The sequence below is a fragment of the Mucilaginibacter sp. P1_D10 genome, from assembly GCF_056406215.1.
The window spans coordinates 52857-66522 of the sequence record NZ_JBFUAP010000005.1; the positions used below are offsets into that span (position 1 = coordinate 52857).

The 13666-nt window shown below is 47.3% G+C and carries 14 protein-coding genes; 9 read left to right on the forward strand and 5 right to left on the reverse strand.

The genetic code is table 11. From position 1 onward, the window contains the following. The 5 genes from AC1DYT_RS08985 to AC1DYT_RS09005 all read left to right on the forward strand — a co-directional run bounded on the left by AC1DYT_RS08985 (window position 1) and on the right by AC1DYT_RS09005 (window position 2752). A complete protein-coding gene (locus tag AC1DYT_RS08985; protein WP_477469287.1) occupies window positions 1–411 on the forward strand; it encodes a hypothetical protein in 411 nt (136 codons plus the stop codon). Then, window positions 408–1058 (forward strand): SCO family protein, encoded by a 651-nt coding sequence (locus AC1DYT_RS08990; RefSeq protein ID WP_477469288.1) that lies wholly within the window; start codon window positions 408–410, stop codon window positions 1056–1058. The genes AC1DYT_RS08985 and AC1DYT_RS08990 overlap by 4 nt, the downstream gene beginning before the upstream one ends. Next, window positions 1055–1474 carry a c-type cytochrome gene (locus AC1DYT_RS08995; protein ID WP_477469289.1) on the forward strand — a complete coding sequence of 140 codons (420 nt, stop codon included), beginning with the start codon at window positions 1055–1057 and terminating at the stop codon, window positions 1472–1474. The genes AC1DYT_RS08990 and AC1DYT_RS08995 overlap by 4 nt, the downstream gene beginning before the upstream one ends. 91 nt (window positions 1475–1565) lie before the next feature. Further along, window positions 1566–1796, forward strand: coding sequence for a hypothetical protein (locus AC1DYT_RS09000; RefSeq protein WP_477469290.1), 231 nt, complete (start codon window positions 1566–1568; stop codon window positions 1794–1796). Window positions 1797–1801: 5 nt separating this feature from the next. Continuing rightward, window positions 1802–2752, forward strand: a complete 951-nt coding sequence (locus tag AC1DYT_RS09005) for an aldo/keto reductase (protein WP_477469291.1) — start codon at window positions 1802–1804, stop codon at window positions 2750–2752. A 73-nt stretch (window positions 2753–2825) separates the two neighbouring features. Here the strand turns inward: AC1DYT_RS09005 and AC1DYT_RS09010 are convergent, their stop codons facing one another. Further along, complete coding sequence (locus AC1DYT_RS09010; protein WP_477469292.1) at window positions 2826–3662, reverse strand: hypothetical protein; 837 nt, start codon at window positions 3660–3662, stop codon at window positions 2826–2828. Between the two features lie 290 nt (window positions 3663–3952). Here AC1DYT_RS09010 and AC1DYT_RS09015 point away from each other — a divergent pair, with 290 nt between their 5' ends. After that, on the forward strand, window positions 3953–5248 hold the full coding sequence (locus AC1DYT_RS09015) for a PQQ-dependent sugar dehydrogenase (RefSeq protein ID WP_477469293.1): 1296 nt from the start codon (window positions 3953–3955) through the stop codon (window positions 5246–5248). A gap of 151 nt (window positions 5249–5399) precedes the next feature. Then, the gene (tnpA, locus tag AC1DYT_RS09020) at window positions 5400–5699 is read left to right on the forward strand and encodes an IS200/IS605 family transposase (RefSeq protein WP_477469294.1); all 300 of its coding nucleotides are present in this window, start codon (window positions 5400–5402) and stop codon (window positions 5697–5699) included. Window positions 5700–6062: 363 nt separating this feature from the next. On the opposite strand, the gene AC1DYT_RS09025 is transcribed toward tnpA, so the two are convergent. The 4 genes from AC1DYT_RS09025 to AC1DYT_RS09040 all read right to left on the reverse strand — a co-directional run bounded on the left by AC1DYT_RS09025 (window position 6063) and on the right by AC1DYT_RS09040 (window position 11018). Beyond that, the gene (locus AC1DYT_RS09025; RefSeq protein ID WP_477469295.1) at window positions 6063–6329 is read right to left on the reverse strand and encodes a hypothetical protein; all 267 of its coding nucleotides are present in this window, start codon (window positions 6327–6329) and stop codon (window positions 6063–6065) included. 5 nt (window positions 6330–6334) lie between these two features. After that, window positions 6335–6583: a tetratricopeptide repeat protein gene (locus AC1DYT_RS09030; RefSeq protein WP_477469296.1), complete on the reverse strand. Its 249-nt coding sequence runs from the start codon at window positions 6581–6583 to the stop codon at window positions 6335–6337. A 349-nt stretch (window positions 6584–6932) separates the two neighbouring features. Further along, window positions 6933–9140, reverse strand: coding sequence for a hypothetical protein (locus tag AC1DYT_RS09035; RefSeq protein WP_477469297.1), 2208 nt, complete (start codon window positions 9138–9140; stop codon window positions 6933–6935). A gap of 3 nt (window positions 9141–9143) precedes the next feature. After that, on the reverse strand, window positions 9144–11018 hold the full coding sequence (locus AC1DYT_RS09040) for a transglutaminase-like domain-containing protein (protein ID WP_477469298.1): 1875 nt from the start codon (window positions 11016–11018) through the stop codon (window positions 9144–9146). Between the two features lie 144 nt (window positions 11019–11162). On the opposite strand from AC1DYT_RS09040, the gene AC1DYT_RS09045 reads away from it, so the two are divergent. Continuing rightward, complete coding sequence (locus tag AC1DYT_RS09045) at window positions 11163–11498, forward strand: MerR family transcriptional regulator (protein WP_477460366.1); 336 nt, start codon at window positions 11163–11165, stop codon at window positions 11496–11498. Window positions 11499–11573: 75 nt separating this feature from the next. Further along, complete coding sequence (locus AC1DYT_RS09050; protein ID WP_477469299.1) at window positions 11574–13649, forward strand: ComEC/Rec2 family competence protein; 2076 nt, start codon at window positions 11574–11576, stop codon at window positions 13647–13649. The last annotated feature ends 17 nt before the right edge of the window (window positions 13650–13666 follow it).

Sequence of the window (13666 nt, forward strand, 5' to 3'; positions counted from 1 at the left end):
ATGAAAAAAATATTTGCCGCAGCGTTAGTAAGCCTGCTGTTTTTAGGCTGTACCGACCCAAAACAACAAGAGAAAACCTTATTAGATGAAGTAATAGCCATGCACGACAGCGTGATGGTGAAAAACGAATTGGTGTACAAAACCAAAATACAGCTGGAGGCCCTGGCCAAAAAAGATTCGGCATTGAATGCGGATACCGGTGCCAAAAGCCTGGTAAAAGTATTGGATAATGCCAGTACCACGATGGATGACTGGATGAATAAGTTTGATGCCGAGAACAAAGGCAAATCGCACGAGCAAATTATGACCTACCTGGCCGACCAGAAAAAGCAGATAAAGGATATCGACAAACAATTCGATGCGGCTATCGCAGCAACAAACACCTATAAAAAATCGCTGATAAAAAAATGAGGAAACTGGCAATTATCATCGGCATTGTGCTGCTTTACGCAGCCTGCAAAAGCGACGGCAATAAAGCTACCCTGCCTATTTATGGCAATCGCGATACTAAAACCGACACGGTTAACGGCAAAGCGGTGGTAGATACCATTTATCACACCATCCCTGCGTTCAAATTTGTTAACCAATATGGCGACAGTATTACCGAAAAAAGCCTGAAAGGCGACATTTACGTAGCTGATTTCTTTTTCACCACCTGCCCTTCCATATGCCCCATTATGCACCGCAATATGCTGAAGGTTTACAACGAGTTCAAGAACGTAAGCGATTTCAAGATACTCTCGCACACCATCGACCCAAGGCATGATAGCGTGCCCGTGCTAAAAAAATATGCCGATAACCTTGGCATCAGTGGCAACAGCTGGTGGCTGCTGCAAGGCACAAAGGACGACACCTATGTCCTATCGGCCAGTTACCTGGTAAGCCCGCCGCATGAAAGTGCCAAAGAGAGGTTCATACACGATGGCTATTTTATTTTGGTAGATAAGCAGAAGCGCGTACGCGGCACTTACGATGGCACCCTGGAAAAAGAAGTGGACCGCCTGATAGCCGATATCAAAACCCTGCGGGCAGAATCGAACACCCAAATCGCTCAATGAAATTCAAGGTAATTGCCGGCATCGTGCTGCTGTTGGGCATCATAGCAGCATCCTGCGGCAGCGAAACGGATATGGAGTTTAAGCGCTACTACATTGGCGGAGAGCAGCTTTACCGCGAACGCTGCCAAAACTGCCATGGCAAAAACGGCGAGGGCCTGTCTAACCTTATCCCCCCGCTTACCGATAGCGTTTTTCTGAAGGCGAACAAGAAGTTGCTGGCCTGCATTGTAAACAATGGCACCAAAGGCCAGTTGCTGCGTGTTGGCGGTAAAAGTTTCGTGGGCGATATGCCGGCCAACGATATGGCCCCGGTAGATATAGCAAAGGTGCTCACCTACGTTACCAATTCCTTCGGCAATAAAACGGGCACGGTAACTTCAGACGATGTATCGCGCGATTTGCAGGGGTGTAAGTAAATACTATGCTCTTTAACAACACCTTAAGGCCATCATTCCGTATTATCCAAACACAAACCCCTACCCGTTGTTGCAATATAAAACGGAGATTATGGAACAACAATTTGATGCAGTGCTTACCGGCTCGGATAGCGAAGTAAACGGTATTGCAACGGGGCTTGATAACGGTGCTTATGAATTCAACTCGCTGGATGGCAGCCTGAATTTGATAATAGCCCGCAATGCTGATGGCAAATGGGAACGGATTGCAGGCTCGGAGCCCTATTTTTCGGGATGGATTGACGAACTTGCGGAGCAAATACCCAACGCGGTAAATATTTAATATCGATGGAAAAAAGAGAGTTAGGAAAATCGGGACTTATAGTACACCCCTTTGTTTTTGGCGGGAATGTTTTCGGCTGGACGGCTGACGAAAAAACCTCCTTCGGCTTGCTGGATGCCTTTGTGGATGCCGGCTTTAACTTTGTAGATACTGCCGATGTGTACTCCAAATGGGCACCTGGCCATACCGGCGGCGAATCTGAAACCATCATCGGCAACTGGCTTAAACAAGGCGGCAAGCGCGATAAAATTATCCTGGCCACCAAGGTAGGCAAACCGATGGGCGAAGGAATGACAGGCTTATCCAAAGCTTACATCACCAAGGCGTTAGAAGATTCGTTGAAACGCCTGCAAACAGATTATATCGATCTTTATCAATCGCACGAGGATGATGCCAACACCCCGCTGGAAGAAACCCTGGCCACCTTTACCGATTTGATAAAACAAGGGAAAGTGCGGGCCATCGGCGCATCCAACTACAGCGCCCCCCGCCTGCGCGAAGCTTTAGAGGTAAGCAAAGCAAACGGTTTCGCCCGTTACGAAAGTTTGCAACCCGAATACAACCTATACGCCCGCGAAGATTACGAACACCATTACGAATCGCTCTGCCGGGAGAATAGCCTGGGCGTTATCCCCTACTTTTCGCTGGCAAGCGGTTTCCTTACCGGCAAATACCGCTCAGAAGCCGACCTGAACAAAAGCAAACGCGGCGGTGGAATTAAAAAATATTTAAACGGACGGGGCTATAAAATATTAGCCGCGCTTGATAAAGTGTCGACAGAGTACAACAGTACACCCGCCGCCGTAGCTCTCGCCTGGCTAATGGCAAGGCCGGGCATTACCGGGCCAATTGCCAGCGCCACCAGCGTGCAGCAATTAGAAGAGCTTGGCAAAGCTGCAGAACTCAAGCTCAGTCCCGAAGCTATAGAGCTGCTCACCTTAGCCAGTGGCTATTAATTTCGATTAAAAAAGAGAGGCCTGTCGGATATCGGCAGGCCTCTCATCATTATCTATATTGGGATAAAACAGCTTAGAACCTTGCAGGGCGCATAAAGCCACTCTGCCTTGCATTATGGCCGCCACCGCCTTGTTGGCCGCCGCCATTACCTTGTCCGCCGCCTTGTTGACCACCATTGTGTTGACCGCCACCATTTTGGTTACCGCCACCCTGTTGGCCACCGTTGTGTTGGCCACCATTGCCTTGCTGGCCACCGCCCTGTTGGCCGCCCCAGCCGCCACCTTGTTGGCCACCGTTCGAAGGCTGTTGTGGTTGTCCGCCACCTTGTTGTCCGCCCCAGCTACCATGCTGGCCGCCGTTTGAAGGTCGCTGTGGTTGTCCGCCGCCCTGGTTGCCCCTGCCGGGTTGGCCATAGCCACCGCGGTTATCATTTCTCCTGCCCCCGCCATTGTTGCCGCGGTTGTCGTCCCTGCCGCCCCAGCCATTGTTGCCACGGCTGGCATAATTATTATCCCTGCGGTTCCAGTCGCCACGGTTAGGGTTACCGCCCCAGCGGCCACGGTAAGCATCGTGGTTCATGTATGGCCTGCGGCCACGTATCTCGAACCTGCGTGCGCTGCGCCAATCGTAATTACGGTAAGCGCCTGGTAAATATTGTGCCCTCACCCAACGGTTGCCATCGTTATAAAAATAGCATTGTAGCGGTACGCTGTAATAGGCCTCTACTTCGGGTAAGTAATAGTAATCGTCGCTATCGTCAAAGTCATCATTATAAATAACCTGAGGTTGTGCTGCATATACCGGCCTAACGGGTACGTTGAAACCAATGTGAACGGATATCTGCGCTTGTGCCTTGTTTGCGAACAAACCGGCTAAAACCATGGCCGATAATAAATATATCTTTTTCATTTCGTTTAAATTTTATACATCTATGACGGCTTCTGTAAACGAAAGTTTAATAACACGTGGCAATAATATCATGACGCATTAACATAACAAAATATAATTCTTTATTTATATACTTTATTGAAATTAAATTATGAAACATAAAACATAGTAACGGTTTAGCAATTGTAAATATCGCAGCATGCCATCAAAAATATGCCCTGCCTGATAACAAAATTATTGATGCGCCCTCCTAAACAGATTTCGGTTTACAACGTTTTATAGGTTAATTTGAGCATAAACACGAACTTACTATGAAGACTATCAAACACCTTCGAATTTTGCCGGTTGCTGCTGCTTGTTTCGCCCTGTTGCTTACGGCATGCAACGGCGATAAAGGCAAAACAGCCAAAACAGATACCTCTGCTACCGATACATCGGCAGTAACCCTAACCTTGCCTGCGGGCTTTAGTGCTGCCACCATCGCCAAAAACCTCGGCAGCGTGCGGCATATCTCTATTACACCACAAGGGGGCATATATGTAAAACATAAAAGCGCAGGCGGCAATGCAGGCATTTTGTATCTAACCGAAGCTAATGGCGCGGCTACTGTAAAAACCTCTTTCGGTACCTTTGATGGCACGGGTATTTATGTAAAGAATGGCTACTTATACGCCTCGTCTGACGAGGAGGTGTTTCGATTTAAACTGAATGCCAATAACGAAGTAGAAAGCCCTGATAAACCCGAAAAGGTAGTTACCGGCCTTATAGCCCGCCATCAGCACGAAGCGAAAGCTATTCTACTGGACGATGACGGCAACCTCTACGTAAACATAGGAGCTTACTCCAACTCCTGCCAGGTGAAAGACCGCACCAAAGAATCTCCGGGACAGCCGGGCTGCCCTGTCCTGGATTCGGCAGCGGGCATTTGGCAATTTAAGGCCGATAAGCTTAACCAAACTTATAAAGACGGCGTGCGTTATGCAACCGGCCTGCGCAACGTAGTGGGTATGGACTGGAATAAAACCGCTAACCAGCTTTATGTAATGCAGCACGGCCGCGACCAACTGCACGATAACTGGCCCGCACTGTACACGCAACAGCAATCGGCCATTTTACCTGCCGAGTGCATGTTTGCCATGAACAAAGGCGACAACGCCGGCTGGCCCTACGTTTATTACGACCAGGTGCAGAAAAAGAAAATAGTGATGCCTGAGTACGGCGGAGATGGCAAAAAAGAGGGTGACAGCAAATACCTTGACCCTGCCGCTGCTTTCCCCGGTCACCTTGCGCCTAATGGTTTATTGTTTTACACCGGCAACCAATTTCCCGAGCGTTATAAAAATGGTGCATTCATAGCCTTCCATGGATCGTGGAACCGTGCGCCTGAGCCACAGGCGGGTTATTTTGTGGTGTTCCAACCCTTAAAGAATGGCAAAGCCGATGGCCCGATGGAAGTATTTGCAGATGGCTTCTCAGGTTCTGCAGAAAATACCGCTAAAGGCAATGCCCTGCGTCGCCCCTGCGGCCTTGCACAAGGGCCGGATGGTTCCCTCTACGTAACCGACGATGTGAAAGGCGATATTTATAAGATAAGTTATAAGAAGTAAGGATACGCAATATCCGTCGGTTTGCCTCACCTGCAAACCGACGGATATTGCATATTTTGCCATCATACCATCTTCCCTGCCCCATGGGGGCAAAATGTCGGTAGAACGAATTCCCACACCTTTTTTGCCCCATAGGGGCGATACCTAAATCATGCATCCGAATACATTCACCCAAATACACATCCAATGCGTGTGTGCTGTAAAATACAGGCAAGCGGTCATCGCACCGGTATGGAAAGAACATCTCCACAAATACATAACCGGCATCGTTCAAAACAACGGACACAAAATTATCGCTATCAACAGCATGCCGGATCATCTACATTTGTTTTTCGGTTTTAGGCCAAATCAGGCGTTATCCGATTTAATGCGGATGGTAAAAGGAGACTCGTCGGAATGGATAAATAATGAGGGGCTATGTGCGGGAAAGTTTAGATGGCAAGAAGGTTAAGGGGCTTTTTCATATGGCCGTTCGCAGATAAAAATCGTTGCTGAATACATTGAAAACCAAGAGGAGCATCATAAGAAACGAACGTTTTTAGAAGAATATAAAATACTGCTCGAGAAGTTTGAAGTTGAATATGACGAGCGATACATTTTTCACCCATTAGAATAATTGAAGATGAATCGCTTTATGAAGTATTGCCCCTATGGGGCAAAGGGTTGGGTCTTTTGCGTGGCTACCGACATATTGCCCCCATGGGGCAAGCTACGTCCAAAGGTTAGCCTACCAAGTGGCTACCCACATATTGCTCCTGTAAAAATCATCCATCATAAAAACGGGGTGAACCATTTTGGCTCACCCCGTTTTTTGTTAGCCGCTGAGCGTGTAACGGTAGTTTAGGCTTTGCTGCATTTTCTCCTTAACGCGGTCAATAGCCTCCTCGCTTTCATCACGCTCGGTTTTGTCGGTTGCTTCCATGTAGGCGTTTTGGTAAGCCTGGAGTGCCGGGGCCCATTGCCTGTTCTGTTCGGCGTAAAGGCCAAGCAGCGCGTATGTAGAAGCTACATCTACCCCCGGCGTTGCCAAGGCTTTGGCCGAAACAGCCGTCACCTGCCTGTCCATTTTCAGGAATACCACCAGGCTTAGGTAATGGAATAATTATCCGGGAACAAGGGTTCCAATTCCATGCAGGTTTTAAAGTGAAAGCCTGCGGTTTGGTAGTCTTGTAAATCATAATAATATAGCTTGCCCAACTGGTGGTGCGCACGCGCGTAAGTGGCATCATCGGCAATAATGGCATTGAGCAAGTTGAGTGCTTTTGGCGTTTCGCCGAATGATAGCTCATCAACAGCCTGCAAATACTTCTCTTCGATAGTATAATAAGTGTCCATAAAAATTAAAAATATCCCAAAGGGCAAAGCCAAAAGGGCTGTGTTGATAAAAAATTAAAATTGTTTTCCGGTGGTTATCCGGTGTACTATGAAGAGAAATGAATCCTTGATGCATAACTCCCCCACTGCTTGCCCAGGGGCCGCATATTGGTTTTGAAGGATAAGTTATTTAATAGCATCGTATAATTATTTGCTGCAAAGGTAATTGGCGCAGGCGAGAAATGCAAACAGGATTTTAAGATTGTCGGGATTTGGGTCAGCAGGACACCTTACCGGGCAGGCCTGTGAAAAAAAGAAGCGACAGGCACGGGCCCATCGCTTCTAATATCGTCGCAGTGTCGAATCGTTGTTATTTTTCCAGCAATATTTTTTGGTTGTTAAAAGCAAAGGCAGCATCAACCAGCTCAGCAACCAGTGGCCAGTCGGCAGCTTTCTCGAAGTTGTTGGCATATGTGCGCGTTACGGTGATGTTGAGCATATTGCCCACCACGGCTGCAGTGCAGGAGAACGACCCGGTTTTATTGCTTTTTTGCTTGTTCAAATCCTCTACCCCGGTAGCTTTATAGCCCGGTGGAATATTAAGGGCGATGATATATTTAAAGGTGCGCGCGCCCGGCATATAAACATCAATGGTACGTTTGCGGTCTTTATCGTCTAACTGTACAAACGAACCTGCAAGCTTGCCCACGTTTACGATGTAGTTGTTGCCCGCTTTTTTCACGAAGTTATTCAGTATCATGGTAGAGGTGTATTCAAAGGGCGCCTGGTTTATCTCGAGGCCTTTGTTTATCACCTTAAAATCGAGTAGTTGCGAAGGTTCCTGGTCGAACTGGCTCTTTGCTTCTTCCATAAAATCCTGGCGTATCTGTGCAGATGTTTTACCCATGCCCGCTAAAAAAGCATCAGCCGATTTTTTGGTCTCTGGGTTTTTAGAAAGGCGTTTCTCCAGCGGGTCGCCGTTAACCAGTTCGGTAAGGCCGGCATCTATGTCCATGGCGCTCAATAGCTCTTTTTGGCCACTATGGCGCAGGAAGCCGGTTTGTTTTACCGTGCGTTGTATTTTAATATGCTGATAATCTGCCATCAGCCAAACATTGAGTTTCTCCTCTAGCTTGTTTTTATCGGCAGGAGTTACCGGCAAGGTAGCCTGATATTCGTTAAACTCGTACTTGCGTGCATTTTTACGCTCGGGCGTAAGTGCAATGGCCTTTTCGCCCTGAAATTTGGCGGGGATTTCGTTAAAGTGGGTAACGGCATCGTAAAAACTCATATAAAGCGGACTGTTGCCGTTGGCTATCCTGATAATGGCATCAAAATCACTCATGGTGAATACGTTATCGAGCGAACTCCCCTCACGCGATGCTACCAGTAAAATATCATGCGGTATATCCATATCGGTAAGCAGGCGGCTCATATCAATCACGGCGGTTTTGCTGCGGGCGGTGCGGTAGTTGATTTGGCTCATATCGTCCAGGTCGCTTTTCACGAAATTGCCGAAGACATGCAATTTCCAGGTATCGTAAAACACTTTCATGGAGCTATCAAGCGATACTGCCTGCATCTTCTTTTTGCCACCGAAGTAGTCTTTCAGCATCTTGGCCGGCTCTTCATCTATCGGGTTAGTCTGCTCGTTAAACGCGCTCTCGAACAAGGCCTTGTTGGCATCCATGCCGCCGGTTTTGCTGTTGAGGTAGTAGTTGTTGAGCATCTTGAGCGAACTCCGGTTGCTTATTTCTATATAAGGCAACTGGCGGAAAGTGGATGTCCATTTCTGGCCCTCAAGCTTAGGGAGGTCCTTCAGTTTTAAGTTATAAACCTTATCGCCGTTGTCCAGCGTGCTTTCCTGGAACGCCGGGGCGCCGTTGGCGTTGATGTACAGCACCGCCGATTTTTTGTTCACCTGGAAATTGAGCGAATAATTGAGGATGGGGTACTCATCGGCCAGCACGAATACCTGGTCGTTATTGGAGTAGTTATCATCGCCTACCTTTTCCGACAAATCATTGTTGCTGATGTAATAGTCCAATATGTCGCCTACCTGCAGGCCGGGGATAGCCAGCTTGCCTTGCTGATCTTTGCCGGTGTTCTTCAGCAGCACCTCTTCGCCGGTATTGATTACCACCTCTTGTCCGTTGGGTTTGAGGATTTTGGCACCTATATAGGTTTCGTGCAAATCTTTTATCTTGCTTATCAGCAGCGATATGCTTTTATCCAATAGCTTTTGATACTCGAGTGTAGAGTACCTTTCCAGGGCCGATTTATCGTTTATCTTAACCCGCTCGTGGAAAGTGGATATGCGGCTTACCTTATTGGTAACGGCGGCAGTAATAATCATGAAATGCACCTTTACGTTTGATGTGCGCTGCATAGAGTATGATTGAGCCAGGATGACCGCACCCTCGCCTGCATATTTGGCGGGTACTTCTTTAACTAAGAATTCGGGCGGAGGCGCGCCCCATACCAGTTTCTGTATCTCGGCAGCCTTCTCGTTGTATGTTTGTGCCGAGAGGCTAAGCGTGGCGCACAAAAACAAAATAAATAGTACTTGTTTTTTCATTCGTTATAAAGGTTTAAGTGTTACGGTGTCGTTATAGGCCTTAACCAATTGCTCTATATCCTGGTTCCATTGCACAAATTTGGCTTTGGCCAGGTGCGTGTTTTTGATAAGGATATTCTTTTTATAAATAACTTTAGTTGGCGTGGCGGTGTATTGGATGTGGAACTCATAATCGGAAGTGATGATGTTCAGCGCGGCCGGCAGGAAATCTACCTTAAGCCCCGCAGGTATCAACAGTTCGGCATCGCGTTTGATATCCATTTTATGGCCGAACCAGTAATCGTGCTTACGTTCGTCGGTCTTGATGGCACCCTCAGTAAACTCGCGCGTATGATCGAGGTCCACATAATAGGCCTTGCCGAACGATGAAATCCCGTTTTTGGTACTCACCTGGTAGCTTACAGTCAAATTACCATCAGGCTTTTCCATTTGCGACATGTTAAGGTTTGTGATGGTGTAATCGTTATTAGCACCAGACAGGTAATTGATCATGGCATCAGCAGCTTTTTCCCTGCGGATGCTATTGAGGCCGGTAAGCACCTCTTCCTTGTCCTCCCCTTTCCAAATGTAATTTACCGTCCCTTTTAGGGCTCCGTCTACAATTTCGTACCTGGCGATAGCGGTGTTGGCGTTTTGGCCCATAGCGGCAACGGGTACACGGGTAAGCCTGTATTTTTCGCCATCCTCCATCAACACCTGCCTGCCCTGTATGCGCTCGGCATATTCATCAAAGCCGATATAGCTTTCGGTGGCATCCAAAAAATAAGTTTTCCCCTTGATATCCAGGGCGCATATCATGTGGTTATCTACCGATAGCGAAGGGGTTTGGTAATCGTAAGCAATGTGGTTGGTGCCCAGCCAACACAGGCGCGCATCGTAGCCGCTTGCGGTAAGCAGCGCCTTGGTTAGGTTGGCCATGCCCTTGCAATCGCCGTATTTTTTGCGCAGCACCTCGTCGGGGCTTTCGGGCTTAAAGCCGGCCATGCCATCTTCAAAGGCAATGTAGCGGATATTATCCTGCACATAATAATAAATGGCCTTTATCTTTTGTATATCGCTTGTAAGCCCGGCGGTAAGTTCTTTTGCCTTGGCAACAACCGCGGCCTGATCTGCAGCCGGGTTGTTTTTGGTTAGGCTGTGGTACCATTTATACTGATCGTCCAACGTGTTGAAATAGGTAAAGCTGCCGCCCGGCGGAGTCGCCGATTTGCACATGACCAACAAATGCGGATAAAGGTAGCTTGGGCCGGGGCTGTTGCCCTCTTTTTTAGTGGCAGGCAGGTTTTGTATGCTATAGGTTATCAGGTCGGCATCTTCGCTGCTGATGTACTGGCTGTTCTTTTTGATGTTAAAAGTGCCGAAGTTGAGTTCCTTCAGCTCAACCTTCATCCAGCGGGGTATTTTTATAGCAACCGTTTTTTGCTCAAGGGCATAGGGTTCGGTAAAATAAATGCTGGTGAAATAGCGCGGATCGTTTACGGTTTGCTCGAAGGTGACTACCCCCAGCGCGCCTTTCCGGGGGATTGCCATGGGGAAATAGCAAATCTTTTCGTCGGAATAAAAGATATCGTCGCTGCCGTAATAGGTATAAACGGGTTTAAAATCGCGCGGCTTGCGGCCGTCTACCTCGCAGTTTACCGAAGTTAACGTAACCTGGTTGTTGTAATTGAGGGCCACCGGTACGGTTGCCTGGAAACGGGTTGACGTATAGCTAACGGTTTGCTTTTCTTTGATTTCTACCGCTGCCGTTTTTGCATTGTAAACAAACTGGTAATTTTCTACAGCAGACTTGATGGAAATGGTAGAATCGGCCGACTGGCCATAAACTATGTGGGTGCAAAACAGGCATAAAAAGCCCGAAACAATATATTTAATCATAAATTAATTAGAATCCTAACATAAGGTTTTTATTTTGCCTGCGGAAATAATAGGCTATTAATATTATGTTACCTCCGTTTAATTTAATGCAGTTTTTTTGCTGCCCCTACTTTCGCGCTAATATCTAAAAAACTACCTTTGCGTATGCCTTACAAAGAACGAGAGATTAGCAAAGTGTACTATACCATGGGCGAGGTATCGGCCATGTTTGATGTGAACCAGTCGCTGATACGTTTCTATGAAAAGGAATTCGATGTGCTGCAGCCCAAGAAGAATAAAAAGGGCAACCGCTACTTCACCCTGGAGGATATCGAGAATTTCAAGATTATCTTCCACCTCATACGCGAGAAAGGCTACACCCTGCAAGGTGCCAAAGATTACCTGAAAACCAATATGGGCGACAGCCGCGATAACCAACGCGTGATAGATTCTTTGGAGAACCTGAAAAAATTCCTGCTGGAAGTGCGCGACGAACTATAATATCTGCCGCAGATACGCTATTTTTATTCCCCATAAACCTTATTGCCCTGCCTTTTGCGGGTGCCTGATTTTGGTATGATAGCAAAGCACAAAGGCGAAATCCCAGTCGTAATTTTATTACTCCCCTTTATTGCCGGTATTGTTGCCGGGCTTTATTGGCTGCAGGCCAACCTCCTGCTGCTTTATATAGCGGCTGCTGTTCTTATCATCGTATTCATTGCACTCAACCTCACCTACAGCAAACTGAGCGTCTATAAAATGCGCTGGCTCGGCGGGCTATTGCTTTATCCTATCCTGTTTTTGTCAGGATGGCTGCTTACGCTACAGCACCGGGAGCCGAATAATGCCGACCATTTCTCTAAAATACCTGCCCGTTATCTGGCAGTACGCATCAATACAGAACCCGTTGTTAAGGGCGATGTAGTGCGCTTTACTGCGGATGTAGTGCAGGCCATCAACAGCGGCGGCAGCAGCCCTTGCAGCGGCACCTTGCTGGTTGCCATTAAAGATGAGCGGGCTCTCCATTTATCCTATGGCGAGGAGTTGCTTATCCCGGCAAAATTTGATGAGGTAGCGCCGCCTTATAACCCCGGCGAGTTTAATTATAAGCGTTACCTGGCCAATAAAAACGTTTACCATCAGGCATATTTGTACCCGCGGCAATATCGAGTGCTACGGGCCGGCCGGGGTAACCCCGTCATATCTTTCGCCCTGCAAACCCGCCGCCATTTAGTAGAAAAGCTAAAGGCGAATATGCGCGATACCACGGCCATAGCCGTAGCATCTACCCTGATATTGGGTTACAAAGCCGATTTAAGTAATGATGTTATACAGGCTTACTCCAAAACCGGCACCATCCATATCTTATCCGTTTCGGGCGGGCACGTAGCTATTATTTATGCCTTGCTGGCCCTTGTGCTGGGCTTTTTAGATGGGTACGGGCAAGGTAAGTTGATCAAGGTGCTTTGCATCATCGTGTTGATATGGGCCTATGCTTTGCTTACAGGCTTCTCCCCGGCTGTGAACCGTGCCGCCTTGATGATCAGTCTTGTAATCTGCGGCCGAACCTTTGCACGGTACATCAATAGCCTGAATATCCTGGCTGCTTCGGCGTTTGTATTATTGTTGTACGATCCCTTTTTACTTACCGATGTGGGCTTCCAGCTATCGTACCTTGCAGTAGCCGGATTAGTAATAATACAGCCGGTAGTCTACGGATGGCTGGTTTTTAAAAATAAGGTTACCAATTATCTTTGGGGCGCGTGCTCGGTATCCATCGCCGCGCAGGTTATTACTTTCCCGCTCAGCGCGTTTTATTTCCACCAGGTGCCGGTTTACTTTTTACTCAGCAATTTGCTGATTATCATCCCTGTAATGCTGATTATGTATAGCGGCCTGCTCTTACTGTTGTTGCCGCAACTTCCCTGGGTGTCGGGTATATTGGGTTATGTATTAGAGCATAGCATCCTGCTGATGAATAAAGCACTTATCTGGATAGAACAAGTGCCATACGCCAGTATTGGCAAAATATGGTTGACCGGGCCGGAGCATTTACTGCTTTACCTACTCATCGTTGCCGCCTTTTGCTTCTTTTATAAGGGCAACAAAATCTATCTAAAACTTGGCTTAGCAACGATGCTGTTGTTCTGCATCAGCATCAGCCTGAAAAAACACGATGCCGACCAAACCCATTCCATCAGCTTCCTTAACCTGCGCAAGCATGTGGGCATCGTTTTCAAGAACGGTAGTAGCGGCGTGGTGCTTACCGATTTGGCCGATACAGACAAAACATTCCTTTATGCCGTACAACCCGGGCTGGATAGCATGCAGATCAGCAACTATACGCTACTTAAGCCCGACAGCAACCTGTGGCTGCCCTATTTCATCAAACAGCAAAACCTGGTGCAGTCTAATGATACCCGCATATTGCTTTTAAACCAACGGTGGCAATTGCAGTCTATCCCCCGGCAATTAAATGTTCAATATTTGTACCTGAGCAGCAATGTTTTAATTAATAAGAAAGCGATTGATGGGCTGGTGGTTATCGCCGATGGGAGCAATTCGGATATTTATATTGACAAACTAAAAAATATTACTGTAACTTGTAAAATAATAAAGCGTAACAAATCCATCATAATCGCATCTAAATAGCAAATAAGTTTAATAAC